Origin of the sequence: Streptomyces lacaronensis (assembly GCF_047337785.1) — a bacterium.
Classification (GTDB): Bacteria; Actinomycetota; Actinomycetes; order Streptomycetales; family Streptomycetaceae; genus Streptomyces; species Streptomyces lycopersici.
On sequence record NZ_JBLHDK010000003.1, the window covers coordinates 5,353,552 to 5,378,668 of the forward strand.

Sequence of the window (25,117 nt, forward strand, 5' to 3'; positions counted from 1 at the left end):
AATTGAAGACCCGTCGGCTCGGGCGGGGGGCCCAGCCGAAGGAAGAGTCGCGCGAGCGCACTGTCCAGCGAATCAGCGGCCGGGATGATGTCTTCGGCTTCATAGCCGCCGCGGGTGCCTTGGCCGGAAGCCGGAGCGGAGCGCTCGGGGCCTCGCGTGTCCTGCTGATGGCCTCGCGCGTCCTGCTGATCCATGCCGCGGGTGGGCGTTGGCTCCTCGGTTTGCCGGTAAATGACGGTGGTGGTGCCCATGACGATTCGCGAACCGTCGCGGAGCGTAGCGCGGGTGGTGTGCCGCCCGTCCACCACGATGCCGTTGGCGGACCCGAGATCCTGGATCGTCGAGGGCGTTCCGATCCGGATCTCGCAGTGCCGACGGGAGACGGCGAAGTCGTCGATCCGCACATCGGCTTCGACGCTGCGGCCCAGCACCACCGTCGGGCGGGAGATCGGGTGGCGGGTGCCGTTGATCTCGATCCAGTGGCGCGCCTGGGCGCGGGACCGCGCCGAAGGAGGCGGGGAGTCGTAGCGGTCGGACTGGGGGGCGGCCGGGGCAGGCCCGGGAGACTGCCGGTCGGTGGAGCTGACGAGCGTACGGCTGCGCACCCGGTACCGGCCGGTGTCGAGGCCGTCCGCCTTCTCCAGGCGGACCTTGACGGGGCCCATGAAGGTGTACCGCTGCTGATTGGCGTAGTCGCGCACCATGTCGGCGAGCTCGTCGCCGAGCCGGTCGGCGTAGGGACTGAGGCGCTCGCTGTCCGGAGCGCTCAGCTCCACGACGAAGTCGTTGGGTACGACGGTCTGGTCGCGGTTCCAGATCGTGGCGTTGTCGTCACACTCGCGCAGGAGCGCTCCCGCGATCTCGACGGGCGGGAGCCCGGAGTTGAAAACCTTGGCGAAGCTGCCGCTCATCAGACCTTCGAGACGCTGCTCGAAGCGTTTCATCCCTCCCAATGAGCACCTCCCTGGCCCAGCGCTGCCGGCCTCCTGCTCACCCGACGATGTGTCATCGCCGCCAGACTCGGACATACCCCGGCCGCCGCCGGCGGGAACGCGGTGCCAACACCACAATCGCGCACCACGTCGTAAGGCACTCCGCCCGAGCAGGCAGAAGCCCCGGACCGTCGCCGGTCCGGGGCCTGTCGATCACGTACGGTCCTGAGCTCAGCCCTTCACGCACACCACCTGCTTGAGCCTCGCCACCACCTCGACGAGGTCCCGCTGCTGGTCGATGATCTTCTCGATCGGCTTGTACGCCCCCGGGATCTCGTCCACGACACCGGAGTCCTTACGGCACTCCACACCCCGCGTCTGCTCCGCCAGATCCTGGATCGAGAAGCGCTTCTTCGCCGCGTTGCGGCTCATCTTCCGGCCCGCTCCGTGCGAGGCCGAGTTGAACGACGCCTCGTTCCCCAGACCGCGCACGATGTACGAACCGGTGCCCATCGAGCCCGGGATGATCCCGTAGTCCCCGCTCCCGGCGCGGATGGCGCCCTTACGGGTCACGAGAAGGTCCATGCCCTCGTAGCGCTCCTCGGCCACGTAGTTGTGGTGGCAGCTGATCACCGGCTCGAAGACCGGACGGGCCTTCTTGAACTCCTTGCGCACCACGTCCTGGAAGAGCGCCATCATGATCGCGCGGTTGTACTTCGCGTACTCCTGCGCCCAGAAGAGATCGTGCCGGTACGCGGCCATCTGCGGGGTGTCCGCGATGAAGACGGCCAGGTCGCGGTCGACCAGATTCTGGTTGTGGGGCAGCTTCCGGGCCTCGCCGATGTGGTGCTCGGCCAGTTCCTTGCCGATGTTGCGGGAGCCGGAGTGCAGCATCAGCCAGACCGAACCCTCGTCATCGAGACAGAACTCGATGAAGTGGTTACCGGATCCGAGCGAACCCATCTGCTTGACGGCCCGCTCCTGGCGGAACCTGACCGCTTGGGCCACTCCCCCGAACCGGCTCCAGAAGTCGTCCCACCCCGTCGTCGGAAACGCGTGCAGCCGCCCCGGGTCCACCGGGTCGTCGTGCATTCCGCGCCCCACCGGGATCGCCTGCTCGATCCGGGACCGCAGCCGCGAGAGATCGCCCGGAAGGTCGTTGGCGGTCAGCGACGTCTTGACGGCCGACATCCCGCAGCCGATGTCCACCCCGACCGCCGCCGGGCACACCGCGCCCTGCATCGCGATCACCGAGCCGACCGTGGCACCCTTCCCGTAATGCACATCCGGCATCACGGCGAGGCCCTTGATCCAGGGCAGGGTGGCCACATTGCGCATCTGCTGCATGGCCACGCCCTCGACCGTCGAGGGGTCGGTCCACATCCGGATCGGCACCTGCGCGCCGGGCACCTCGACATACGACATGATGTACTCATTCCCCCGTAAAAGCCTGAAAACGCAAAAGCCGGGCCATTGCCTCATAGGCGGCGGGCGACCGGCAGGCACGGCAGTGCGTGCGATAGACATTGTGTCCAGCCACCGCCCGCGGGCGGCAAGGAGTTTTCCGTCGCTCGAAGGGACACGGACAGTGCAGCCAGCGCAGCGAAGGGCGTACGGACGGCGGGCCACCCCGGCCGTAGCCGTGCTCATCACCGTGCTCGCCGTCGCGGGGCTCGGCGGATGCACCGGCTCCGATTCAACGACCGACCCGGACGACGGCGCCTCCGGCGACTCCGGGACGGCCGTCTCGGCCGAGCCCGGCCGCTATCGCACGCTGCCCGAGGCATGCGGCGCGGTGAGCCGCAAGACCCTCCAGGCCCTGCTGCCCGGCGCCGAGCAGGACGACAAGGTGTACGACGGCCAGGCGGCCGTGACGTATGACATAGACCGCCGGGACGGCTGCCGCTGGAAGGTGGAGACCACGAGCGGCACGCGCTATCTCACGATCGACTTCCAGCGTGTGGTCTCGTACGACCCCTCGGTCAGCGATGACGACCGGGCTCAGGAGACGTACGAGAAGAAGGCCGCCGCCGCCGATATCCCGGACGCCACGAGCTCTCCCTCGAGCCCCTCCGGCTCGGAGAGCGGCGCGGGCGACGAGAGCGGCGCCAGCAGCGACGAGAGCGGCTCGTCCGCCTCCGCCAGTTCGAGCGCCGATGAGCCCGGCCAGAGCGGCAAGGGCGACAAGGGCGATGAAGCCGGTAAGGGCGACAAGGCCGACGAGGGGGGCAAAAGCTCCGATAGTCCCTCCGCGGGCGCCGACGCGAGCGGCGGAAGTGACGAAAGTGACACCGCCTCGGAGGACATCACCCCGCGTCGGCTGGACGACCTCGGTGACGACGCCTTTCTCAACGACCAATTGATCACCAAGGACTCGGGTATCCACCGCGACATCACCGTCGTGTTCCGGTCCTCGAATGTGATCGCCACCATTGAGTACGACCAGTGGACGACCGACAAGAAGCACATTCCCAGCAGCCAGGAACTGCAGGAAAGCGCCCAGGACTTGGCCGATGAACTGACCGGTCGCCTCAACGAATAACGGGTCCTCGCCGCACCCCCGTGAGCGCCCCGGCCCCTCCCCGCGGAGACCTCGGAAATTGGGACGCCCGCGCGTCGGCCGCGTACCGTGCCGACTAATGACGCGGGCGGCACGTCCGCCCATCGACAGAGAATGAGCGAAGGACCCATGCACCGTTCAGCCCCGCGACTCGCCCGAATACTCGCCTGCGCGACCGTACCGGTGGTGCTCGTCGCCGGCTGCTCCTCCGGCTCGGACACGAAGGACGACAAGAACGCCGGTGGCTCAGCGAGACCCAGCTCGCCCAGCGCTTCACCCACCGTCGCGGCGGCGAAGTTCAGCAAGCTGCCCGATGTGTGCTCCACGCTGTCCGGGAAGACGATCGACGATCTCGTCCCCAAGGCGCAGAACAAGAAGGGCAAGGCCCTTCCCTCGGCCGACACCAATACGTCGGCCAGCTGCCTGTGGAGCGGCCTCGACAAGTTCGACTACCGCTCGCTGACCGTCTCCCTGAAGCTGTTCCGCTCCGACCCGGGGCTCGGCTCCGGCGACAAGCGCGCCGGGGAGTACGCCGCACAGCAGGCGAGCAGGGCCGCCACCGCCGGCAAGGTGACCGACCCCAAGACCGAGAAGGTCGCGGGCATCGGCGACGAGGCGACCACGGTCAGCACCAAGGAGAAGAAGGACGGCGACGACTTCCGCGACCAGACGGTCGTGGTCCGCACCGCCAATGTCGTCATCACCCTCCAGTACGACGGCGCGGGCTATGAGACCGCCAAGGCCCCGGACGCGGCCGACCTGCTCAAGGACGCCAAGTCCGCGGCCAAGGAGGCCGTCGGCGCCATCGGTAAGGACGCCAAGAGCGGGGCCTGACCCGCCGACACGACCCCTTCCCGCCCATGAGCCTTGACGTGTATGCGACGCTGATGCGGCTGTTGTTGAGGACGGGGAGGGGTCGCGGGTGGCCGCGATGCAACTGACACGGATGCACCGAGTACTGGCCGGGGTGGTCGTCACCGGGGCGGTGGTGATCGCCGGGATCGGCTTCGCCGGTTCCTACGCCGCGGTGCGCGATCTCGCCCTCGACAAGGGCTTCGGCAAGTTCGCCAATGTCTTCCCGATCGGCATCGACGCGGGGATCGTGGTCCTGCTCGCGCTGGACCTGCTGCTCACCTGGATCCGCATTCCCTTCCCGCTGCTGCGCCAGACCGCCTGGCTGCTGACCGCGGCCACCATCGCCTTCAACGGCGCGGCGGCCTGGCCGGACCCGGTCGGCGTCGGCATGCACGGCGTGATCCCGATCCTGTTCGTCGTCTCCGTCGAGGCCGCCCGGCACGCGGTCGGCCGGATCGCCGACATCACCGCCGACCGGCACATGGAGTCGGTCCGCATCGCCCGCTGGCTGCTCGCGCCGGTGCCCACCTTCCGGTTGTGGCGCCGGATGAAGCTGTGGGAGCTGCGCAGCTACGAGGAGGTCATCAGGCTGGAGCAGGACCGGCTGGTCTACCAGGCCCGGCTGCGGGCCCGCTACGGACGGTCCTGGCGCCGTAAGGCGCCCGTGGAGTCGCTGATGCCGCTGCGGCTGGCGCGGTACGGGGTGCCGCTGGCGGACACCGCACCGGCGGGGCTCGCGGCGGCCGGTCTGGACCCGTCCACGGTGTCGGCGACCGCGCTGCCCCCGGGCCGGTCGGCCGCGGCGGACGGGACGGGGCCCAAGGGCGCGTCCCTGGAGGCCCAGCCGGGCCCGTACGGCGCGCCGGGGGCCGTGGCGGACCTGGGCCCGCAGCAGCACCCCCAGCAGCCCCAGACGCAGGAGCTGCCGCTCTCGCTGCCCCTGCCGGTGTACCAGCAGCCCGCCGGGCAGGGCCATGACGGCCGGAACTCCGTGCCCTTCGATCCGGCGGCCGCCCACCCCGCGCCGGTCGAGCAGCAGCCCCAGCAGCTCCAGCACCCGCAGCAGGCACAGCAGCCCCAGCCGCAGGACCAGCAGGTCCCGGGTCAGGCGCCGCAGCCCGAGCAGCAGCCGCAGCAATTCCAGCAGCCCCAGCCACAGCAGCCCCCGCAGCCCCAACTGACCGTGCCGGTCGGGCCCGGCGGCCGGGTGCGGCCGCTCGGCGGTGAGGGCGTGGGGAGCCATCAGGGCGTCTACGTACCGGAGCAGCGCGAGCCCGAGCGGTTCGCGTACGAGGAGCCGCAGCCGGAGCAGCGGCTGAACCAGCTGCCGGACGACGTGCCGCGCGAGGAGGTCTACTACGCGACTTTCCGCCAGTTCCTCGCCGACCACAGCCGGTACCCCTCCGCGTACCAGTTCGGGCAGCGGCTTCGGGAGACCTACGGCGTGACCGACCTCAGCAAAAGCGAGCTGGCCGGGTACGTCGAGGACTTCAAGGAGCGCGTCCGCCTGGAGCGCGAGGCCATCCCATAGCCGCCCCGCAGTCACTAGCCGTCCCGCAGCCACTAGCCGCCCCGCGAAGCCGGAACGCCGGGCAGCGGCCGTAAGGCCGTCCGCCCGGCGCCCGGGAGTCGCGGAGGTCAGGCCGCGAGCAGCTTGCGCACCCGGTCCGCCCCCACCGCCAGCAGCAGCGTGGGCAGCCGCGGGCCGGTGTCCCGCCCGACCAGCAGGGTGTAGAGCAGCGCGAAGAACGACCGCTGGGCGACCTTCAGCTCCGGCGTCGGCTTGGCCTCCGGCGACAGCCCCGCCTGGATCTTGGGCACTCCGTAGACCAGCGTGGTGAGGCCGTCCAGCGACCAGTGGTCGTCCAGGCCGTCGAGCAGCAGCCGCAGCGACTCGCGCTCGGTGTCGCCCAGCGCGGCCAGCCGCTCCGTGTCCGGCTCGTCCCGGACCCGGGTGCGCTGATCGGCCGGGACCTGGGTGGTGATCCAGCGCTCGGCCTTGTCGAGCCGGGGCCGGGTCTCCTCCAGGGACTTCACCGGGTTGTCGGGGTCGAGCTCGCCGAGGATGCGCAGCGTCTGCTCGTCATGGCCGGTGGTGATGTCCACCACCGAGGCCAGCGTGCGGTACGGCAGCGGGCGCGGGGTGCTGGGCAGCTCGCCCGTGGCGGTGCGGGTCGCGCGGCGGTACGCGGCCGCGTCCGCGGGCTGGGCCGTGGACTCGGTGATCTTCCGCTCCAGCGCGTCCCACTCGTCGTAGGTCCGCTGGATCTCCTGGTCGAACGCGATCTTGAAGGACTGGTTGGGCCGGCGGCGGGCGTACAGCCAGCGCAGCAGCGGCGCCTCCATGATCTCCAGCGCGTCGGCCGGAGTGGGCACACCGCCCTTGGAGGAGGACATCTTGGCCATGCCGCTGATGCCCACGAACGCGTACATGGGCCCGATGGGCTGCTCCCCGCCGAAGACCTCGCGGACGATCTGGCCGCCGACCACATAGGACGAGCCCGGCGAGGAGTGGTCGACGCCCGAGGGCTCGAACACCACGCCCTCGTACGCCCAGCGCATCGGCCAGTCGACCTTCCAGACCAGCTTGCCGCGGTTGTGCTCGCTCAGGCGGACGGTCTCGCCGTGGCCGCACGCGCAGGTGTACGTCAGCTCGGTGGTCTCGTCGTCGTACGAGGTCACCGTGGTCACATCGCGCTCGCAGACCGAGCAGTACGGCTTGTACGGGTAGTAACCCGCCTCGCCCGCGCTGCCGTCGTCCTCGGCGGCCGCGCCCGAGCCCTCGGCGGCGGCCAGCTCGGCCTCGTCCACCGGCTTCTGCTGCTGCTTGGGCTTCTTGGCGCCTGGCTTGTCCTTGGTGCGGTACCGGTCCAGGACGGCGTCGATCTCCCGGCGGTGGCGCATCGCGTGCAGGATCTGCTCCCGGTACGCCCCCGAGGTGTACATCTCGGTCTGGCTGATGGGGTGGAACTCGATGCCCAGCTCCCGCAGCGCCTCGGCCATCGGCGCCTTGAAGTGCTCCGCCCAGTTCGGATACGCGGACCCGGGCGGGGCCGGGACCGAGGTGAGCGGCTTGCCGATGTGCTCGGACCAGGAGGGGTCGATCCCGGCCGGGACCTTGCGATACCGGTCGTAGTCGTCCCAGGACAGGATGTGAACGCATTCGCGGCCCCGGCGCCGGATCTCGTCGGCGACCAGGTGCGGGGTCATGACCTCGCGCAGATTGCCGAGGTGGATCGGGCCGGACGGGCTGAGTCCCGAGGCGACGACGACAGGTTTGCCCGGGGCGCGGCGGTCCGCCTCGGCAATGACCTCGTCGGCGAATCGGGAGACCCAGTCGGTCTCGGTGCTCTGAGCCACGGTCGGCACTTCCTTCCTAGCGGTCATGGCATCGCCCATTGTCCCAGACGGAACGAACTCCTCCGGATTCGCCCACAGGGCCCGCCGGGCGAGCCCGGGTTGTCCACAGGCCGGGGAAATCGTTGGACCCGCCGTGAAATACTGGGTTGTCCATACCACCACTATCGGAATGGCACCTCATCCATGGCATCGGTCCTTTCCCTCGCCGCTACGGTCCATCAGCGCGTCGCGGACGCCCTCTCGGCTGCTCTGCCGGAGGCCGGCTCCGCGGACCCGCTGCTGCGACGAAGCGACCGGGCCGACTTCCAGGCCAACGGGATGCTGGCGCTGGCCAAGCAGCTCAAGGGAAACCCCCGTGAGCTGGCCGCCAAGGTAGTGGCGCACCTTCCGGTCGCCGCCACCTCGGCCGACCCCGATCCGGTGATCGCCGACATCGAGGTCTCCGGCCCCGGCTTCCTCAACATCACGATCGCCGACTCCGCGATCACCGCGACCCTCGCCGCCCGCGCCGCCGACGACCGCCTCGGCGTGCCGTTCGCGCAGGCGCCCGGCACCACCGTGATCGACTACGCCCAGCCCAATGTGGCCAAGGAGATGCACGTCGGCCATCTGCGCTCGGCGGTGATCGGCGACGCGGTGGTGCGGATCCTGGAGTTCGCGGGCGAGCAGGTGATCCGCCGCCACCACATCGGCGACTGGGGCACCCAGTTCGGCATGCTCATCCAGTATCTGATCGAGCACCCGCACGAGCTCGACCACAAGGACGCCTCCTCCGGCGAGGAGGCCATGTCCAACCTCAACCGGCTCTACAAGGCCGCGCGAGTGCTCTTCGACTCCGACGCGGAGTTCAAGGAGCGGTCCCGGCGGCGGGTGGTGGAGCTTCAGGCGGGCGACGAGGAGACCATCGCCCTGTGGCGGAAGTTCGTGGACGAGTCGAAGATCTACTTCTACTCGGTCTTCGACAAGCTGGACATCGAGATCCACGACCCCGATGTGGTCGGCGAGTCGGGTTACAACGACATGCTGGCCGAGACCTGCCGGCTGCTGGAGGAGTCCGGCGTCGCCGTGCGCTCCGAGGGCGCCCTGTGCGTCTTCTTCGACGACATCAAGGGCCCCGAGGGCAATCCGGTGCCGCTGATCGTGAGGAAGTCCGACGGCGGCTTCGGCTATGCGGCCACCGACCTCTCCGCGATCCGCGACCGGGTGCAGCATCTGAAGGCCGACACCCTGCTGTATGTGGTGGACGCCCGGCAGTCGCTGCACTTCAAGATGGTCTTCGAGACCGCCCGCCGGATCGGCTGGCTCAATGACCAGGTGCACGCCGTGCAGCTCGCCTTCGGCACCGTGCTGGGCAAGGACGGCAAGCCGTTCAAGACCCGCGCGGGCGAGACGGTGCGGCTGGAGGACCTGCTGGACGAGGCCACCGAGCGGGCCGCGGCCGTGGTCCGGGAGAAGAGCGAGAAGCTCGGCCTCACCGAGGAGGAGATCCTCGAGCGCGGCGCCCAGGTCGGCGTCGGCGCGGTGAAGTACGCGGATCTGTCCACCTCCGCGTCGCGGGACTACAAGTTCGACCTCGACCAGATGGTCTCGCTCAACGGGGACACCTCGGTCTACCTCCAGTACGCGTACGCCCGGATCCAGTCGATCCTGCGCCGCGCCGACGAGGGGCAGCGGGCGCTGGCCCACCCGGAGCTTCCGCTGGCCCCGGCCGAGCGGGCGCTGGGCCTGCACCTCGACCAGTTCGGGGAGACGCTGCGCGAGGTGGCCGCCGGGTACGAGCCGCACAAGCTGGCCGGGTATCTCTACCAGCTGGCCTCGCTCTACACGACCTTCTACGACCAGTGCCCGGTTCTGAAGGCGGAGGGCGGCCCGGCCCAGGTGGAGAACCGCCTCTTCCTGTGCGACATCACGGCGCGCACGCTGGGGCAGGGCATGTCCCTGCTGGGCATCCGCACCCCCGAGCGCCTCTGAGCCACCGCGTGTGAAGAGCCCCGCTCCGGCTTCCCGGGGCGGGGCTCTCCGCGTTCATCGGTGGCTCGTCACAGGCGTCACCGGCAGAGCACGTCGCGCTTCGGCCGCTCGCCGGTCAGCAGGAAGTCCGTGACCCTACGGTCCGCGCAGGCGCTGCCGTTCTCCCTGTACGCCGCGCCATGCCCCATCGCGTCCACGCTGACCATCCGGGCCCGGTCTCCATAAGAGCGCCGGAGGCCCAGCGCCCCGCTGTACGGGGTGGCCACATCGCGCTTGTTCTGCACCAGCAGGACGTTCGACGGCCCCTGGTCGGTGATCCGCACCGGCTTGTCCCGCGGCTCGTCATGCCAGAACGCGCACGGCGTGACGTTCACCGGCATTCCCGCGGTGAGCGGGTGGCTCTTACGGCTGGCGGCGACATCCCGTGCGTAGCCGGGCAGGGAGGTCGGCCACTCCACGTCGTTGCAGATGGTCGCGAGGGACACGGCCGCGGCGTCCTGAGGGGGGTCGGCCGGTGCCTCGGCGGACACCTTGCCCGCGTCCGCGTCGACGATCAGCCGGGCCAGGCTCTCGAAGTCGTCCCGGGAGTACAGGGCGTCCAGCATGCTCTGGCGCAGTGCGTTGCCGTTCAGCTCGGGCGGGTTGGCGCCGGGCCACGGCAACGGCTTCGCGTCCAGCCGGGCGGCGAGCTCCAGGACCCGCCGCCGCACCCCGTCGGGGGTCTCGGCGAGCCGCACGGGGCTGCCGGGGGCGGAGGCCCAGCGGGCGAAGTCGGGGAAGGTGTCCTCGACACCCACGGCGTAGTTGGCCAGCCAGCCGTGCTCCACCCGCTCCGGGTTCGGATCGTCGTTGCTGTCCAGCACCCAGCGGTCGGTGTGCTCGGGGAACATCTGCGCGTAGACGGAGCCCACGTACGTCCCGTACGAGACGCCCCATGCGGACAGCTTCCGCTCGCCGAGCGCCCGGCGGACGCTGTCGATGTCCCGCGCCTCGTTGACGGTACTGATGGTGCGCAGCAGTTCGCCGCCGTTGCGGGCGCAGGTGTCGGCCATGCGGCGGCCGGTGGTGATGTTCCGCGCGATGTCCCCGCCGGGGGCGGGCCAGGGGCGGGAGGCGAGCAACGAGAGATCGTCGGGGTTCAGATCGCATCCGGTGTGCGTGGACTTCCCCAGGCCGCGCGGGTCGAAGCTGACGATGTCGTACGCGTCCCGCACCGATTTCGGCAGCCGCTTGCCGAGCGTGCTGGGCCGGTTCAGCCCCGGCGATCCGGGGCCGCCCGGGATCAGCAGCAGAGTGCCCCGGCGGGCCCGCGGCCGCTCGCTGGGGATGCGGGAGACGGCGAGGGAGATCCGCTTGCCGCCGGGGTCGCGGTAGTCCAGCGGCACCTTGAGCGTGGCGCATTCCTGACGGGGGTCGAGCCCGGTGCCCTCGCAGATGCCCCAGTCGGGCGCGGCGGCGGTCGGGTCGGCCGGCTGGTCCGGGGTCGCGTTCGCGGACCCGACCCCGAGGAGGGAGGCGGTGGCGGCGGTGGCGAGGGCCAGTGCGGCGGTTCTGCCGGTCGTCGGTCTCATGTGCGCAAGCCTTGTCGAACCGGCCCCACGGTCCCATCCGGGCAACCGGTCGACCCGCTCGGGGGAAAACCCCCGGGCGACTTCCAGGAGCACCCTCCGCGCACGTAGCATTCCGGACACATTTCCCGGACCGGGACAACCTCTCACCGCCCCGGCCCGTCCAACCCCGTGAATCACCTGTCATCAACAGACAACAGACATTGGGGGCTTGACCATGCGACGGTGGGGGACCGCACTCGCGGCGACGGCGCTCGCGGGCGGCGCGCTGGCGGCGACGGCGGGGACGGCCGGGGCCGTCACGCCGACCGCGGCCAAGGCGGCGACGACCTGTGAGACCGGCTGGGGCAGCGGCGAGAAGACGGCCCAGCCGGCGGGACACGCGCCGCTGGGGAACATCAGGACGGGCCGGCACGCGTGCTACGACCGCATCGTGTTCGACGTGAAGGGGGCCACGGCCGCCGACCGCGTCGGCTACCGCGTGGGGTATGTGAACACCCTGTACCAGGACGGCTCGGGCGAGGAGATCCCGGTCCGCGGCGGCGCGATCCTGGACATCCATGTGTCCGCGCCGAGCTACGACCCGGGCAGCGGCGCGGAGTCGTACCCGGGGCGGGCGCGCAAGCCGCTGCCGGGCGTGGACATCTCCGGCTACCAGACCTTCCGGGACACCCGCTTCGGCGCCAGCTTCGAGGGTGAGACCCAGGTCGGCCTGGGCGTGCGGGCACGGCTGCCGTTCCGCGCCTTCCAGACCGACGGGCATGTCGTGGTGGACGTGGCGCACTCCTGGAACGCGGTGCGCTGAGCACGGCGCGAGGGCCCTGACCGCGGGCCTGCCCCGCGACCCGATGGGTTCGCGGGGCAGGCCCCTTGCTGTGTTACGGGTGACGGCTACCTGCTGAAGCCGTAGTCCATCAGCTTCTTCGCGTCCTTCGTGCGGTTGTCCACCGAGGTGGAGGCGAGGACGGTGCCGATCATCGTCTTCCCGCTCCGGGTGGCGGCGAAGACCAGGCAGTACTTGGCCTCCGGACCCGAGCCGGTCTTGACGCCGATGGTGCCCGAGTAGCTGCCCAGCAGGTTGTTGGTGTTGGTCCACGACATGTAGCGGTAGCCGCCGTTCTTCGTGGTCACCTTCTGCTTGGTCGACTTCGTCTTCACGACCGAGCGGAACGTGGAGTACTTCATCGCGCTGCTGGCCAGCTTGGTCAGATCGCGCGGCGTCGAGTAGTTGGCGCCGTGCCCGATGCCGTCGAACGAGTCGAAGTGGGTGTTCGTCAGCCCGAGGGACTTTGCGGTGGTGTTCATCTTGCCGATGAACGACTTCACCCGCGCGGCCCGGGTGGAGCCCGTGCCGAACTTGTCCGCCAGCGCGTACGCCGCGTCACAGCCGGACGGCAGCATCAGCCCGTACAGCAGCTGGCGGACGGTGACCTTGTCGCCGACGATCAGCTTGGCCGAGGAGGCCCAGTTGTTGTCGACGATGTAGTCGCTGTACGCCTTCTGGACCGTGACCTTGGCGTCCAGGTTGAGGTTCGGCTGCGCGAGCACCACCCGGGCGGTCATGATCTTGGTGGTGGAGCCGGTGGAAAGACGGGTGTCCGCGGCCTTGGTGAACAGGCTCTTCCCCGTGGCGTTGTTCATCACGAACCCGCCCTTGGCGGCGATCGTGGGACTTGCGGTCGTCGCGGCCTGCGCGGAGGCGGTGAACGCCCCCGCCGTCAGCACGGCTCCAGCGGTGATCGTGACCGCGGATACGCGACGTAGACCCTTCATGCCGGTTTTCAACGTGAATATCTCCCAATGCCCCTGGCCTGCGGCCGCATCACAGGGCCGCTCCCTGATCAGACGTCCGGGAGGGCCCGATGGATGTGCCCTCTGCCGAGATTTCCTGGAAATTCCCCCGCGTGCGCCTATGCGCCGGGGGCGTCAGGCCAGGTAGTGGATCGTGCCGTGCAGCGCGGGCTCGACGCCCTCGCGGTACTGGATGAACGTGGCAGCGAGCGCGCCGATGTCGCCCGCCGCGTCGTGCGAGAGCTCGTTGCCGGAGACGCCCACGTCGATATGGCCGACGCCGGTGCCCGCGACGGTGAAGAGGCTGGTGGAGCCGGTGTGGACGTCCGACCGGCCGCCGCCCAGCGGATCACCCGCGTCGCTTTCGGCGGTGCCGGTGGCCTCGAGGGTGTCGGCGGGCGCGGTGTACGACCCCGTCTCGCCCCGGCCGACCCAGTCGCCGCGCTCGCTGGTGTCCGTGTAGGAACGCGAAGGGAGCGAACGGCCTTGAGCTAGCGCGCGGGATACGACAGTTGGCAGTCACCGCAGTTGGGAGTCGACCGCCGCCGGGTCGAAGAGGGCGTCCGCGACCATATGGGCCGCGCCGGTGACGCCCGCGCGGGTGGCCAGCGGGGAGAGGACCACCCGCAGGTCCCGCGTGGCCAGGGGCAGCGAGCGGCGGTAGGTGACCTCCCGGATACCGGCGATCAGATGCTCCTGGGCGTGGGCCAGGCCGCCGCCGACCACCAGGATCGAGGGGTTGAGCAGGCTGACCGCGTCGGCGACGCCCTGCCCGAGCAGGCGCCCGGCGTGGCGCAGCAGCCGTACGGCGTCGCCGTTGCCGGAGCGCACCAGGCGCGCCACATCGTCGGTGGTGGCCACCTCGTGCCCGGCGGCGGTGAGGTCGCGCACCAGGGCCCAGCCGCCGGTCACCGCCTCCAGGCAGCCGGAGTTGCCGCAGCGGCACAGGGGCGCGTCCGGGGAGGTCTCGTCGAGCCCGGGGGCGGGGATGTGGCCGATGTCGCCCGCGGCGCCCTGGGAGCCGTGGTGGAGCCGGCCGCCGAGCACCAGGCCGGAGCCGATGCCGGTGCCCGCCTTGACGAAGAGCAGATGCTGGACGTCGGGCCAGTTGACCCGGTGCTCGCCCAGCGCCATCAGATTGGTGTCCTTGTCGGCCAGCACCGGGCAGTCGTAGGGCTCGCGGAAGAAGTCCGGCACCGTGTAGCCGTCCCAGCCGGTCATGATGGGCGGGCTGACCACCCGGCCGGTGCCCGACTCGACCGGGCCCGGCACGCCGACGCCGATCCCGCGCACCCGCCCGGCGGGTTCGCCCGCCTCCTTCAGCAGCCGCCGGAAGTCGGCGGCCACCTGGCCGAGCACCACCTCGGGCCCCTTGGCCACATCGAGGTCCCGGCGGTGCGAGACGAGGACGGCGCAGGCCATGTCGGCGAGCGCGGTGTGCACATGGCTGCCGCCGATGTCGGCGACCAGCAGCACACCCGAGTCGGGGCGCAGCCGGAAGGAGCCCGCCGGGCGGCCGCCGGTGGAGTCGGCCGCGCCGGACGCCTCCAGATAGCCCGCCTCGGTCAGCGCCTCCAGCCGGGTGGCCATGGTGGACCGGGAGAGCCCGGTGGCCGCCATCAGCTGGGCGCGGGTGGTGGCCCGGCCGCCGCGGATGAGCGCCAGCACCGCCCCGGGGCCCGTGGGATGCGCCTGCGCTGGCTGACCTGCCGAGACCGCCTCCGTCACTGGGCCCTGTCCTCCGCTGTTCACGCTCTGTTCGGTACCGCCCACACCGTACCTCCCTTTACGACCGATCCCAAGAAGACTTATGTATTGCCTTCATGCAAAAGATGCGTAACATCAGGCGGGCAACGCCGCACAGCACGCCCGAAGGGCAGGCAGGAGAAGGGATCGCCATGAACGACCTCGGAGTGCACGCACTCGTGTGGACCGGCGACTGGACGCCCGAGGGCGCCCGGACCGCCGCCGCCCGCAGCCGCGAGGCCGGATACGACCTGGTCGAGATCTCCCTCCACGACCCCGGGATCGTCGACGTGAAGGCCACCCGCGAGGTGCTCGCCGCGCATGAACTCGGCGTCGCCTGCTCGCGCGGCCTCGCCTTCGACTCCGACGTCTCCGCCGAGGACCCCGCGACCGCCGCCCGCGGTGAGGCACTGCTGCGCCAGGCCCTCCACCTCACCCATGACCTGGGCGGCCACTACTTCGGCGGGGTGCTCTACGGCGCGCTCGGCAAGTACGGCCACCCCCCGACCCCCAAGGGCCGCGAACACGCCGTCCAGGCCCTGCGCGGGCTCGCCGCCGAGGCCGACGGGCTCGGGGTGACGCTCGGCCTGGAGGTCGTCAACCGCTACGAGTCCAACCTGGTCAACACCGCGCGGCAGGGCCTGGAGCTGATCGACGAGATCGGCGCGGCCAATGTGGTGGTCCACCTCGACACGTACCACATGAACATCGAGGAGGAGGACTTCTCCCGCCCGGTCCGCGCCTGCGGCGACCGCCTCGGCTACGTCCACATCGGCGAGTCCCACCGCGGCTACCTCGGCTCCGGCACCGTGGACTTCCCCGCCTTCTTCCACGCCCTCGCGGACATCGGCTACCAGGGCCCGATCACCTTCGAGTCCTTCTCCTCCGCCGTGGTCGCCCCCGGCCTCTCCCACGACCTCGCCGTCTGGCGCGATCTGTGGGCCGACGGCGCCGACCTCGCCGCCCATGCCCGCTCGTACATCGCCGACCAGCTCAAGGCCGCCCACGCGGCGGTCTGAGCACGTCCGAGCACCCCGCCCCCCGTCATCCGCGTCCCGTAAGCGTCCGAGCACCCCGCCCCGTCATCCGCGTCCCGTAAGCTCCCCGAACCCGCCGAAAGCGCCCGCTATGACTCCCCAGCACCTCCTTGAGCGCGCTCAGCGCCTGGCCGACGCAGGCGGCCGCCGTCTGCTCGGCATCGCCGGACCACCCGGGGCCGGCAAGACCACCCTCGCCGAGCACCTGGTCGACGCCCTCGGCGCCGACCGGGCCGTCCTGGTGCCCATGGACGGCTTCCACCTCGCCGACGCCGAGCTGCGCCGACTCGGCCTGACAGGCCGCAAGGGCGCGCCGGAGACGTTCGATCCGTACGGCTACACCGCGCTGCTGCGGCGGCTGCGGGCACCGCGCACCGAGGAGATCGTCTACGCGCCGGGGTTCGACCGGGAGCTCGAGCAGCCGGTCGCGGGCACCATCCCGGTTCCGCCGGAGATCCCGCTGGTGATCACCGAGGGGAACTACCTGCTCCTCGACGGGGCGCCCTGGCGCCCGGTGCGCGAGCTGCTGGACGAGACCTGGTGGGTCGACCTGGACACCGAGGAGCGGGTGCGCCGGCTGATCGAGCGCCATGAGCGGTTCGGCAAGCCGCACGACGAGGCCGAGCGCTTCGTCCTCGCCTCCGACGAGGCCAACGCCCGGCTGGTGGCCCCCGGGCGGGCGGCCGCCGACTTCGTGGTCAGGGGCCGGTGATGACCGGCACGCTCAGCCTCGGGGCCATCGACTGGTTCCTGCTCACCGTCTACTTCGCCGCGATCATCGCCATCGGCGTGACCACCAAGCGGGCCGTCCACACCACCGGTGACTTCTTCCTCGCCGGGCGCTCGATGCCCGCCTGGATCACCGGCATCGCCTTCATATCCGCCAACCTCGGCGCCCTGGAGATCATCGGCGGCGCGGCCAACGGCGCCCAGTACGGCGCCGCCGCGGTGCACTTCTACTGGCTCGGCGCCATCCCCGCGATGGTCTTCCTCGGCGTCGTGATGATGCCGTTCTACTACTCGACGCGGGTCCACAGCGTCTCGGAGTATCTGCGCCGCCGCTTCAACAACCAGACCCACCTCCTCAACAGCGTCGTCTTCGCCGTGGCGCAGATGCTGCTGGCCGGGGTGAACCTCTTCGCGCTGGCCCTGATCGTCAAGCTGCTGATCGGCTGGCCGCTGTGGCTGTCCATCCTGCTGTCGGCGGTCTTCGTCCTCGCGTACATCACCCTGGGCGGGCTCGCGGGCGCGATCTACGGCGAGGTGCTCCAGTTCTTCGTGATCCTCGCCGGGCTGATACCGATCGTCGTCATCGGGCTGCACTACGTGGGCGGCTTCAGCGGCCTCAAGGAGGCCGTGCAGGACCCCGGCCTGCTGCACACCTGGCAGGGCACCACACCGGGCCACTGGACCAACCCGCTGGGCGACTGGATCGGCCTGGCGATGGGCGAGGGCTTCGTCCTCGCCTTCGGCTACTGGACCACCAACTTCGCCGAGGTGCAGCGGTCCCTGGCCGCCAAGGACCTCAACGCGGCCCGCCGCACCCCGCTGATCGCCGCCTTCCCCAAGATGGCGCTGCCGCTGTTCACCGTGGTCCCCGGCATGATCGCGCTGGTCGTCATCCCCAAGCTGGGGAAGCCCGGCGGGCCCACGTACAACGACGTGATCCCCGAGATGATGCAGCGCTTCCTGCCCAACGGCGTGCTCGGCATCGCGCTCACCGGGCTGCTGGCGGCCTTCATGGCGGGCATGGCGGCCAACATCTCCGGCTTCAACACGGTGTTCACGTACGACATCTGGAAGCCGTACGTCGTCAAGGGGCGCGACGACCGCTACTACCTCAAGGCCGGGCGCTACGCCACGGTCGCGGGCATCGCGGTGAGCGTGGCCGCCGCGTTCGTCGCCTCCGAGTACAACAACATCCAGAACTACATCCAGCTGCTGTTCTCGTTCTTCAACTCGCCGCTCTTCGCGACCTTCCTGCTGGCGATGTTCTGGAAGCGGGTCACCCCGTGGGCGGGCTTCTGGGGCATGCTCTCCGGCACGGTCGCGGCGGCCGCGGCCCATCTCTCCGCGTACCACATCGGCTGGTTCTACCCCGGCGGCGAGGTCGGCCCGCACGACACCATCAACGCCCAGATGGCCAACTTCTACGGCGCGCTCTTCGCCTTCGTCGTGGACGCGGTCGTCACCGTCGCGGTCACCCTCGTCACCAAGCCCAAGCCGGTCGCCGAACTGGCCGGTCTGGTGTGGGGCCTGCCCGACCCCGACTCGCCGGACGCCCATGAGGCGCTGGTGCGGCAGCCGTGGTGGAAGTCCCCGGTGGTGCTGGGGAGCGTCATCCTGACCCTGACAGCGGCTCTGAGCGTCTGGCTGGTGATCGCGGTATGAGCGACATGAAGAGGGGCGAGGACCCCATGACCCCGGGCAAGACCTTCGATGTGCGATGGCTCATCGCCGGGCTGCTCGGCCTGTACGGCGCGGTGCTGACCGTGCTGGGCCTGACGGACAGCCCCGCCGAGGTGGCAAAGGCCGACGGGATCCGCATCAACCTGTGGATCGGCCTCGGTCTGCTGGCCGTGGCGGCGGCGTTCGCGGCCTGGGCCAGGCTGGCCCCCGCGCGGCGCGAGGACCGGTGACGGATGAGGCCGGGGGCTCCGCGCCCCCGGCCTCATGGTCGTTCCCCGCGCTGGGGTGTCACTCCCCGCGGTTCAGCCGCTGGGCCACCTCGGCCGCCCAGTACGTGAGGATCATCCCCGCGCCCGCGCGCCGCACCGAGGTCAGGGTCTCCATGATCGCGCGGTCGCGGTCGATCCAGCCGTTGGCCGCGGCCGCCTCGACCATCGCGTACTCACCTGAGATCTGGTACGCGGCCACCGGCACGTCCACGGCGTCGGCGATCTGCCGCAGGATGTCCAGGTACGGCAGGGCCGGCTTGACCATGACCATGTCCGCGCCCTCGGCCAGGTCCAGCTCCAGCTCGCGCAGCGACTCGCGGGCGTTGGCCGGGTCCTGCTGGTAGGTCTTGCGGTCGCCCTTCAGCGAGGAGCCCACCGCCTCGCGGAACGGGCCGTAGAAGGCGGAGGCGTACTTCGCGGTGTAGGCGAGGATCGAGACGTCCTGGTGCCCGGCGCCGTCCAGCGCCTCGCGGACCACCCGGACCTGCCCGTCCATCATCCCGCTGGGGCCCACGGTGTGGACGCCCGCGTCGGCCTGGGCGCGCGCCATCTCCGCGTACCGCTCCAGCGTGGCGTCGTTGTCGATGCGGCCCTCGGCGTCCAGGACCCCGCAGTGGCCGTGGTCGGTGTGCTCGTCCAGACAGAGGTCGGACATGATCACGAGGTCGTCGCCGACCTCGGCGCGCACATCGCGGATCGCCACCTGGAGGATCCCGTCCGGGTCCGTGCCGGGGGTGCCGACCGCGTCCTTCTTGGACTCCTCCGGCACCCCGAAGAGCATGATCCCGCCGAGCCCCGCGGCGACCGCCTCGGCCGCTGCCTTCCGCAGCGTGTCCCGGGTGTGCTGGACCACGCCCGGCATCGACTGGAGCGGCACCGGCTCACTCACACCCTCGCGGATGAACGCGGGCAGGATCAGCTCGGCCGGGTGCAGCCGGGTCTCCGCGACCATGCGCCGCATCGCGGGCGTGGTGCGCAGCCGCCGAGGCCGCGTACTGGGAAAGCTGCCGTACGAGATGCTCAAGAGCGTGCCCTCCTTCGGGAACCAGGCCGTCGCTCGCTCGGGCGGGTGACCGGGTCCCCGGCCTCGATCGCGGCCTGCCGCCGCGCCGCCCCGAAGTCCGCGAGCGCCTCGGCCAGCTTGAGTACCGAGGGCTCGGGCGACAGCACGTCCACCCGCAGTCCGTGCTCCTCCGCGGTCTTCGCGGTGGCCGGGCCGATACAGGCGATGACAGTGACATTGTGCGGCTTGCCCGCGATGCCGACGAGGTTCCGCACGGTGGACGACGAGGTGAAGAGCACCGCGTCGAACCCGCCGCCCTTGATGGCCTCCCGGGTCTCGGCCGGCGGCGGCGAGGCGCGCACGGTGCGGTACGCGGTCACGTCGTCGACCTCCCAGCCCAGCTCGATCAGCCCGGCGACCAGGGTCTCGGTGGCGATGTCGGCACGCGGCAGGAACACCCGGTCGATCGGGTCGAACACCGGGTCGTACGGCGGCCAGTCCTCCAGCAGCCCGGCCGCGGACTGCTCGCCGCTGGGCACCAGATCCGGCTTCACCCCGAAGTCGATCAGCGACTTCGCGGTCTGCTCGCCCACCGCCGCGACCTTGATCCCGGCGAACGCGCGGGCGTCGAGCCCGTACTCCTCGAACTTCTCCCGTACCGCCTTGACCGCGTTGACCGAGGTGAAGGCGATCCACTCATAGCGCCCGGTGACCAGGCCCTTGACCGCGCGCTCCATCTGCTGCGGGGTGCGCGGCGGCTCCACGGCGATGGTCGGCACCTCACTGGGCACCGCGCCATAGCCGCGCAGCTGATCGGAGAGCGAGGCGGCCTGCTCCTTGGTGCGCGGCACCAGGACCTTCCAGCCGAACAGCGGCTTGGATTCGAACCATGACAGCTGATCGCGCCGGCCGGCCGCGCTCTGCTCGCCGACCACGGCTATCACCGGCTGGGCACCCTGCGGCGACGGCAGCACCTTGGCCGCCTTCAGCACCTGGGCGATGGTCCCCAGCGTCGCGGTCCAGGTCCGCTGGCGGGTGGTGGTGCCCGCGACGGTGACGGTGAGGGGGGTGTCCGGCTTGCGGCCCGCGGCCACCAGCTCACCCGCGGCGGCGGCCACCGTCTCCAGGGTCGCGGAGACCACGGCGGTCGCGTCGGACGAGCCGATCTCGCTCCAGCAACGCTCGTCGGCGCTCAGCGCGTCCACGAAGCGCACATCCGCGCTGTGGGCGTCCCGCAGCGGCACCCCCGCGTAGGCGGGCACGCCCACCGCGGCGGCCACACCGGGCACCACCTCGAAGACGATGCCCTCGGCCGCGCAGGCGAGCATCTCGTCGGCGGCGTATCCGTCGAGGCCGGGGTCGCCCGCGACCGCGCGCACGACCCGCTTGCCGCCGCGCGCGGCCGTCATGACAAGATTGGCCCTGTCCCTGAGTACCGGGACGGTGGCGGTGCCTGACGACCCATCAGCGTCCGCCTGCTGCGGCGTGCCCTGAGCCTCCGCGGCCACCCCCGGCCTGACGTGCTGGCGCACCACGTCGAGCACTTGAGGGTCGGCGATCAACACGTCCGCGGTGGCGAGTGCCTCCACGGCGCGCAAGGTCAGCAGGCCCGGATCTCCGGGGCCCGCACCGAGGAAGGTGACGTGTCCGCAGCCGGGGTGATTCGGGGCGGTGGGGTTCAAAGTGCTCGCTCCCCCATAAGACCGGCCGCACCCTTGGCGAGCATCTCGGCGGCGAGTACGCGACCGAGGTCCGCGGCCCCACTGGGCGATGCGGGTACGGGACCGGTGGTGGACAGCTGCACCAGCGTCGTGCCGTCGAGCGTGCCGACGACGCCGCGCAGGCGCATTTCGGTGACAGCCTGACCGTCGCCCAACAGGTCGGCCAGCGCACCCACGGGTGCGCTACAGCCGGCCTCCAGGGCGGCGAGCAGGGATCGCTCGGCGGTCACGGCGACCCGTGTGGACGGATCGTCGATCTCGGCGAGCCGGGCAGCGAGCGCCACGTTGGACGCGGCACACTCCACTGCCAGGGCCCCCTGGCCGGGGGCGGGCAAAACATGGTCGGCATCGAGCAGCTCGGTCGCCTCGCCGATCCGCCCCAGACGGATCAGACCGGCGGCGGCGAGCACCACGGCGTCCAGCCGTCCCGAGCGGACGTAGCCGATGCGGGTGCCGACATTGCCGCGTATCGGCACGGTCTCGATGTCGAGGCCGAAGGAGCGGGCCCACGCGTTCAGCTGGGCCGCGCGGCGCGGGGATCCGGTGCCTATCCGGGACCCCGGCGGAAGCTGGGCGAAGGTGAGCCCGTCCCGGGCGATCAGCGCGTCGCGCGGGTCCTCGCGGCGCGGGACCGCGGCCAGCGTCAGCCCCTCCGGCTCCGCGGTGGGAAGGTCCTTCAGCGAGTGCACGGCCAGGTCGATCTCGCCCCTGAGCAGCGCCTCGCGCAGCGCCGAGACGAAGACGCCGGCGCCGCCGATCTGTGCGAGGTGCTCCCGCGAGGTGTCGCCGTACGTGGTGATCTCGACGAGCTCGACGGGGCGCCCGGTGACCTCGCGGACCAGGTCCGCGACCAGGCCGGACTGGGCCATGGCGAGCGCGCTGCGGCGGGTGCCCAGGCGCAGCGGCGGAGCGCCGCCGGAGGCGGCGGGTGAGGGGGTGGGGTTCATGCCCGGCCTCCCTTCGGTTCGTTCGGTTCTGCGGTACGGGCCGAGCCGTCGGCGCGGCTGACGGCGGCGACCGCCTGCGGATCGAGGTCGAAGAGTTCCCGCAGCGCGTCCGCGTAACCGGCGCCTCCCGGAGTGCTCGCGAGCTGCTTGACCCGCACGGTGGGCGCGTGCAGCAGCTTGTCGACGACCCGGCGCACGGTCTGCGTGATCTCGGCCCGCTGCTTGTCGTCCAGATCGGGAAGTCGCCCGTCGAGGCGGGCGATCTCACTGGCGACGACGTCCGCCGCCATGGTACGCAGCGCGACCACCGTCGGGGTGATGTGCGCGGCGCGCTGGGCCGCCCCGAAGGCGGCCACCTCCTCGGAGACGATGGTCCGCACCTTGTCCACGTCGGCGGCCATCGCCCCGGCGGACGAGCCCGGCGCGCCGGACGGCTCGGCGGCCGCCTCGGCGAGGGACTCGATGTCGACCAGGCGCAGCCCCTCGATCCGGTGCGCCGCCGCGTCTATGTCGCGCGGCATCGCCAGGTCGAGCAGCGAGACGTCCGCCCCGGCGCGGTGCGCCCCGGGCGGGCAGGCCGCGCGCTGGGCGAGCGCGGTGCGCAGCTCGGCGGCGGTCAGGACCAGCCCGGTCGCGCCCGTACAGGACACGACGATGTCGGCGTGCGGCAGCTCGGCGGAGACCCGGTCCCGCGGCACGGCGCGGGCCACCAGGCCCTCGCGCAACGTTTCCGCACCGGCGGAATCGGCGGGCGTGATCGCGACCGGGGTGGCGGCGTGCTGCTGGGCCAGGGACTCGGCCAGGCGCAGCGCCCGCTCCAACGTCCTGTTGGCGATCACCAGTTCTGATACACCGGCGCGCGCGAGCGTCGCCGCGGCCAGCGAGGACATCGAACCGGCTCCGATCACCAGAGCGCGCTTGCCCCGGGCCCACTCCGCCACCGGCGCGCCCTGGGCCAGCTGCTCCAGGCCGAAGGTGACCAGCGACTGGCCCGCCCGGTCGATCCCGGTCTCGCTGTGGGCCCGCTTGCCGACCCGCAGCGCCTGCTGGAAGAGATCGTTCAGCAGCCGCCCGGCGGTGTGCAGCTCCTGCCCCAGCGCCAGCGCGTCCTTGATCTGGCCGAGGATCTGGCCCTCGCCCACGACCATCGAGTCCAGCCCGCAGGCCACCGAGAACAGATGGTGGACGGCCCGGTCCTCGTAGTGGACGTAGAGGTACGGGGTGAGCTCGTCCAGTCCGACGCCGGTGTGCTGGGCGAGCAGCGTGGACAGCTCGGCGACCCCGGCGTGGAACTTGTCCACGTCGGCGTAGAGCTCGATGCGGTTGCAGGTGGCCAGCGCCGCGGCCTCGGTGGCGGGCTCGGCGGCGAGGGTGTCCTGCACCAGCTTCGCCTGCTCGTCCCCCACCAGGGCGGCGCGCTCCAGCACGCTCACGGGCGCGCTGCGGTGACTCAGTCCGACGACGAGGAGACTCATGCCGGCATCACGGCGGGCACGTCCCCGTCAGGTCCTTGCCGGCCGCTGTCGGCGCCCGGGGCGCCCGGGGGCGCTCGATGGGGCGCCACGGGCGGCGGCGGAACCGCCCCCGCGGCCTCCTCCGGGGCGCTGACCTCCTCGCCCGCCTTGCGCTGCTCGTGGAAGGCGAGGATCTGCAGCTCGATCGAGAGATCGACCTTGCGGACGTCCACCCCGTCCGGAACGGACAGCACGGTGGGCGCGAAGTTGAGGATCGAGGTGATCCCGGCGGCCACGAGCCGGTCGCAGACCTGCTGGGCCGCGCCCGCCGGGGTGGCGATGACGCCGATCGAGACGCCGTTGTCCGTGATGATCTTCTCGAGCTCGTCGGTGTGCTGCACCGGGATGCCCGCGACCGGCTTCCCCGCCATCGCGGGGTCGGCGTCGATCAGCGCGGCGACCCGGAAGCCACGGGAGGCGAAGCCACCGTAGTTGGCGAGCGCGGCGCCGAGGTTACCGATGCCGACGATCACAACCGGCCAGTCCTGGGTGAGCCCGAGCTCCCGCGAGATCTGGTAGACGAGGTACTCCACGTCGTAGCCGACACCACGGGTGCCGTACGAACCGAGATAGGAGAAGTCCTTGCGCAGCTTGGCCGAATTGACGCCCGCCGCGGTGGCCAGCTCCTCCGAGGACACTGTGGGCACCGAACGCTCGGAGAGAGCGGTCAGCGCACGCAGATACAGCGGTAGCCGGGCGACGGTGGCCTCGGGGATCCCTCGGCTGCGGGTCGCCGGTCGGTGAGTTCGGCCAGTTGCCACGGTGCTCCTGCGGGTAGAGCGAGGCTGCGGGCGGCCGGGTGTTTCATGACCGCCCCATCGACAGCAGGCTATGTCTTTGTGAACGCGTGCACAAAGATGGTGTCCGCTTTGTCCGAGCAAAGTGACCGGTGTCACGCGCCTTATCGAGCCAGCCGCGGAACCACTACCTGCGTCGCACCGTTTCCCGCGGGCACACTCGCCCCGCTGGGCCGCCGACGGGAGCACAGGCCCTCACTCCTCACCTTTTTACCCCCGGACAGCAACAAAACGCCCACGATCGTAATCGACCGAGAGCCCACTTCCGAACTCGTCGGGAGCGGGCCCGCCGCTCGCGCGGACGGGCAGAATGGTGAACATGAGCCCGTTGCTGCGCCGCACCCCGCGGAAGAAGCCCACCGAGCGCACGGTCACGCTGATCGGCAAGCCCGACTGCCATCTGTGCGAGGACGCCGAGGCCGTGGTCGAGAAGGTCTGCGGCGAGCTGGGCACCCCCTGGGAGAAGAAGGACATCACCCAGGACGAGGAGCTGTACCGCGCCTACTGGGAGCAGATCCCGGTGGTGCTGATCGACGGCGAGCAGCACGACTTCTGGCGGGTGAACCCCCAGCGGCTGCGCACCGCGCTCGGCGGCTGATTCCGGCCCCCGCACCGGGCCGTGCCACTCTTGCGCGCC

General features: G+C 71.1%; 22 protein-coding genes and 1 pseudogene. 11 read left to right on the forward strand and 12 right to left on the reverse strand.

All coding sequences use genetic code 11. From position 1 onward, the window contains the following. Window positions 1-215: 215 nt before the first annotated feature. Window positions 216-953: pseudogene (locus ACMTAK_RS22940) on the reverse strand (FhaA domain-containing protein); the annotation flags it as partial. 210 nt (window positions 954-1,163) lie between these two features. Further along, window positions 1,164-2,357 carry an RtcB family protein gene (locus ACMTAK_RS22945; protein WP_413807935.1) on the reverse strand — a complete coding sequence of 398 codons (1,194 nt, stop codon included), beginning with the start codon at window positions 2,355-2,357 and terminating at the stop codon, window positions 1,164-1,166. A gap of 163 nt (window positions 2,358-2,520) precedes the next feature. On the opposite strand from ACMTAK_RS22945, the gene ACMTAK_RS22950 reads away from it, so the two are divergent. The 3 genes from ACMTAK_RS22950 (at window position 2,521) to ACMTAK_RS22960 (ending at window position 5,878) form a co-directional block, all read left to right on the forward strand. After that, window positions 2,521-3,474, forward strand: coding sequence for a DUF3558 domain-containing protein (locus ACMTAK_RS22950; RefSeq protein WP_413807936.1), 954 nt, complete (start codon window positions 2,521-2,523; stop codon window positions 3,472-3,474). Between the two features lie 147 nt (window positions 3,475-3,621). Next, window positions 3,622-4,326 carry a hypothetical protein gene (locus ACMTAK_RS22955; protein WP_413807937.1) on the forward strand — a complete coding sequence of 235 codons (705 nt, stop codon included), beginning with the start codon at window positions 3,622-3,624 and terminating at the stop codon, window positions 4,324-4,326. 97 nt (window positions 4,327-4,423) lie between these two features. Continuing rightward, the gene (locus tag ACMTAK_RS22960) at window positions 4,424-5,878 is read left to right on the forward strand and encodes a DUF2637 domain-containing protein (protein WP_413807938.1); all 1,455 of its coding nucleotides are present in this window, start codon (window positions 4,424-4,426) and stop codon (window positions 5,876-5,878) included. 107 nt (window positions 5,879-5,985) lie between these two features. Here the strand turns inward: ACMTAK_RS22960 and lysS are convergent, their stop codons facing one another. Further along, window positions 5,986-7,734, reverse strand: coding sequence for a lysine--tRNA ligase (gene lysS, locus ACMTAK_RS22965; protein ID WP_413807939.1), 1,749 nt, complete (start codon window positions 7,732-7,734; stop codon window positions 5,986-5,988). Between the two features lie 156 nt (window positions 7,735-7,890). Between lysS and argS the strand changes: the two genes are divergently transcribed. Beyond that, window positions 7,891-9,678, forward strand: a complete 1,788-nt coding sequence (gene argS, locus ACMTAK_RS22970; RefSeq protein WP_413807940.1) for an arginine--tRNA ligase — start codon at window positions 7,891-7,893, stop codon at window positions 9,676-9,678. Between the two features lie 77 nt (window positions 9,679-9,755). Here the strand turns inward: argS and ACMTAK_RS22975 are convergent, their stop codons facing one another. Continuing rightward, on the reverse strand, window positions 9,756-11,249 hold the full coding sequence (locus tag ACMTAK_RS22975) for an alpha/beta hydrolase (RefSeq protein WP_413807941.1): 1,494 nt from the start codon (window positions 11,247-11,249) through the stop codon (window positions 9,756-9,758). 214 nt (window positions 11,250-11,463) lie between these two features. Between ACMTAK_RS22975 and ACMTAK_RS22980 the strand changes: the two genes are divergently transcribed. Further along, the gene (locus ACMTAK_RS22980) at window positions 11,464-12,051 is read left to right on the forward strand and encodes an AMIN-like domain-containing (lipo)protein (RefSeq protein ID WP_413812968.1); all 588 of its coding nucleotides are present in this window, start codon (window positions 11,464-11,466) and stop codon (window positions 12,049-12,051) included. Between the two features lie 86 nt (window positions 12,052-12,137). On the opposite strand, the gene ACMTAK_RS22985 is transcribed toward ACMTAK_RS22980, so the two are convergent. Both ACMTAK_RS22985 and ACMTAK_RS22990 read right to left on the reverse strand, forming a co-directional pair. Further along, a complete protein-coding gene (locus ACMTAK_RS22985) occupies window positions 12,138-13,019 on the reverse strand; it encodes a D-alanyl-D-alanine carboxypeptidase family protein (RefSeq protein ID WP_262701544.1) in 882 nt (293 codons plus the stop codon). A 153-nt stretch (window positions 13,020-13,172) separates the two neighbouring features. Then, complete coding sequence (locus ACMTAK_RS22990; protein WP_413807942.1) at window positions 13,173-13,301, reverse strand: hypothetical protein; 129 nt, start codon at window positions 13,299-13,301, stop codon at window positions 13,173-13,175. Window positions 13,302-13,320: 19 nt separating this feature from the next. Here ACMTAK_RS22990 and ACMTAK_RS22995 point away from each other — a divergent pair, with 19 nt between their 5' ends. Then, on the forward strand, window positions 13,321-13,500 hold the full coding sequence (locus ACMTAK_RS22995; protein ID WP_413807943.1) for a hypothetical protein: 180 nt from the start codon (window positions 13,321-13,323) through the stop codon (window positions 13,498-13,500). A gap of 56 nt (window positions 13,501-13,556) precedes the next feature. Here the strand turns inward: ACMTAK_RS22995 and ACMTAK_RS23000 are convergent, their stop codons facing one another. Beyond that, on the reverse strand, window positions 13,557-14,765 hold the full coding sequence (locus ACMTAK_RS23000) for an ROK family transcriptional regulator (protein ID WP_413807944.1): 1,209 nt from the start codon (window positions 14,763-14,765) through the stop codon (window positions 13,557-13,559). A 170-nt stretch (window positions 14,766-14,935) separates the two neighbouring features. On the opposite strand from ACMTAK_RS23000, the gene ACMTAK_RS23005 reads away from it, so the two are divergent. From ACMTAK_RS23005 to ACMTAK_RS23020, 4 genes are all read left to right on the forward strand, one after another. Continuing rightward, a complete protein-coding gene (locus ACMTAK_RS23005; RefSeq protein ID WP_413807945.1) occupies window positions 14,936-15,802 on the forward strand; it encodes a sugar phosphate isomerase/epimerase family protein in 867 nt (288 codons plus the stop codon). A 109-nt stretch (window positions 15,803-15,911) separates the two neighbouring features. Continuing rightward, on the forward strand, window positions 15,912-16,532 hold the full coding sequence (locus tag ACMTAK_RS23010) for a nucleoside/nucleotide kinase family protein (RefSeq protein ID WP_413807946.1): 621 nt from the start codon (window positions 15,912-15,914) through the stop codon (window positions 16,530-16,532). Then, a complete protein-coding gene (locus tag ACMTAK_RS23015; protein WP_413807947.1) occupies window positions 16,532-18,211 on the forward strand; it encodes a sodium:solute symporter family protein in 1,680 nt (559 codons plus the stop codon). The genes ACMTAK_RS23010 and ACMTAK_RS23015 overlap by 1 nt, the downstream gene beginning before the upstream one ends. Next, window positions 18,208-18,459 carry a hypothetical protein gene (locus ACMTAK_RS23020; protein WP_413807948.1) on the forward strand — a complete coding sequence of 84 codons (252 nt, stop codon included), beginning with the start codon at window positions 18,208-18,210 and terminating at the stop codon, window positions 18,457-18,459. The genes ACMTAK_RS23015 and ACMTAK_RS23020 overlap by 4 nt, the downstream gene beginning before the upstream one ends. Before the next feature lie 58 nt (window positions 18,460-18,517). Here the strand turns inward: ACMTAK_RS23020 and hemB are convergent, their stop codons facing one another. From hemB to ACMTAK_RS23045, 5 genes are read right to left on the reverse strand one after another with little or no spacing between them, the layout of a single operon-like run. Beyond that, complete coding sequence (gene hemB / locus ACMTAK_RS23025; RefSeq protein WP_413807949.1) at window positions 18,518-19,522, reverse strand: porphobilinogen synthase; 1,005 nt, start codon at window positions 19,520-19,522, stop codon at window positions 18,518-18,520. Further along, on the reverse strand, window positions 19,519-21,183 hold the full coding sequence (locus ACMTAK_RS23030; RefSeq protein WP_413807950.1) for a bifunctional uroporphyrinogen-III C-methyltransferase/uroporphyrinogen-III synthase: 1,665 nt from the start codon (window positions 21,181-21,183) through the stop codon (window positions 19,519-19,521). Before ACMTAK_RS23030 ends, hemB begins: the two co-directional genes overlap by 4 nt. Then, window positions 21,180-22,169, reverse strand: coding sequence for a hydroxymethylbilane synthase (hemC, locus tag ACMTAK_RS23035; RefSeq protein WP_413807951.1), 990 nt, complete (start codon window positions 22,167-22,169; stop codon window positions 21,180-21,182). The genes ACMTAK_RS23030 and hemC overlap by 4 nt, the downstream gene beginning before the upstream one ends. Beyond that, the gene (locus tag ACMTAK_RS23040; RefSeq protein WP_413807952.1) at window positions 22,166-23,644 is read right to left on the reverse strand and encodes a glutamyl-tRNA reductase; all 1,479 of its coding nucleotides are present in this window, start codon (window positions 23,642-23,644) and stop codon (window positions 22,166-22,168) included. The genes hemC and ACMTAK_RS23040 overlap by 4 nt, the downstream gene beginning before the upstream one ends. Next, on the reverse strand, window positions 23,641-24,444 hold the full coding sequence (locus ACMTAK_RS23045) for a redox-sensing transcriptional repressor Rex (protein WP_413807953.1): 804 nt from the start codon (window positions 24,442-24,444) through the stop codon (window positions 23,641-23,643). The genes ACMTAK_RS23040 and ACMTAK_RS23045 overlap by 4 nt, the downstream gene beginning before the upstream one ends. Window positions 24,445-24,799: 355 nt before the next feature. On the opposite strand from ACMTAK_RS23045, the gene ACMTAK_RS23050 reads away from it, so the two are divergent. Continuing rightward, on the forward strand, window positions 24,800-25,078 hold the full coding sequence (locus tag ACMTAK_RS23050) for a glutaredoxin family protein (RefSeq protein WP_413807954.1): 279 nt from the start codon (window positions 24,800-24,802) through the stop codon (window positions 25,076-25,078). The last annotated feature ends 39 nt before the right edge of the window (window positions 25,079-25,117 follow it).

What these genes read in the sequence shown, in the direction of transcription:
- ACMTAK_RS22945 (WP_413807935.1), bottom strand. Translation starts at nt 2,357, where the DNA reads ATGTCGTATGTCGAGGTGCCCGGCGCGCAGGTGCCGATCCGGATGTGG.
- ACMTAK_RS22955 (WP_413807937.1), top strand. Translation starts at nt 3,622, where the DNA reads ATGCACCGTTCAGCCCCGCGACTCGCCCGAATACTCGCCTGCGCGACC.
- ACMTAK_RS22960 (WP_413807938.1), top strand. Translation starts at nt 4,424, where the DNA reads ATGCAACTGACACGGATGCACCGAGTACTGGCCGGGGTGGTCGTCACC.
- lysS (WP_413807939.1), bottom strand. Translation starts at nt 7,734, where the DNA reads ATGACCGCTAGGAAGGAAGTGCCGACCGTGGCTCAGAGCACCGAGACC.
- argS (WP_413807940.1), top strand. Translation starts at nt 7,891, where the DNA reads ATGGCATCGGTCCTTTCCCTCGCCGCTACGGTCCATCAGCGCGTCGCG.
- ACMTAK_RS22975 (WP_413807941.1), bottom strand. Translation starts at nt 11,249, where the DNA reads ATGAGACCGACGACCGGCAGAACCGCCGCACTGGCCCTCGCCACCGCC.
- ACMTAK_RS22980 (WP_413812968.1), top strand. Translation starts at nt 11,464, where the DNA reads ATGCGACGGTGGGGGACCGCACTCGCGGCGACGGCGCTCGCGGGCGGC.
- ACMTAK_RS22985 (WP_262701544.1), bottom strand. Translation starts at nt 13,019, where the DNA reads ATGAAGGGTCTACGTCGCGTATCCGCGGTCACGATCACCGCTGGAGCC.
- ACMTAK_RS23005 (WP_413807945.1), top strand. Translation starts at nt 14,936, where the DNA reads ATGAACGACCTCGGAGTGCACGCACTCGTGTGGACCGGCGACTGGACG.
- ACMTAK_RS23010 (WP_413807946.1), top strand. Translation starts at nt 15,912, where the DNA reads ATGACTCCCCAGCACCTCCTTGAGCGCGCTCAGCGCCTGGCCGACGCA.
- ACMTAK_RS23015 (WP_413807947.1), top strand. Translation starts at nt 16,532, where the DNA reads ATGACCGGCACGCTCAGCCTCGGGGCCATCGACTGGTTCCTGCTCACC.
- ACMTAK_RS23020 (WP_413807948.1), top strand. Translation starts at nt 18,208, where the DNA reads ATGAGCGACATGAAGAGGGGCGAGGACCCCATGACCCCGGGCAAGACC.
- hemC (WP_413807951.1), bottom strand. Translation starts at nt 22,169, where the DNA reads ATGAACCCCACCCCCTCACCCGCCGCCTCCGGCGGCGCTCCGCCGCTG.
- ACMTAK_RS23040 (WP_413807952.1), bottom strand. Translation starts at nt 23,644, where the DNA reads ATGAGTCTCCTCGTCGTCGGACTGAGTCACCGCAGCGCGCCCGTGAGC.
- ACMTAK_RS23050 (WP_413807954.1), top strand. Translation starts at nt 24,800, where the DNA reads ATGAGCCCGTTGCTGCGCCGCACCCCGCGGAAGAAGCCCACCGAGCGC.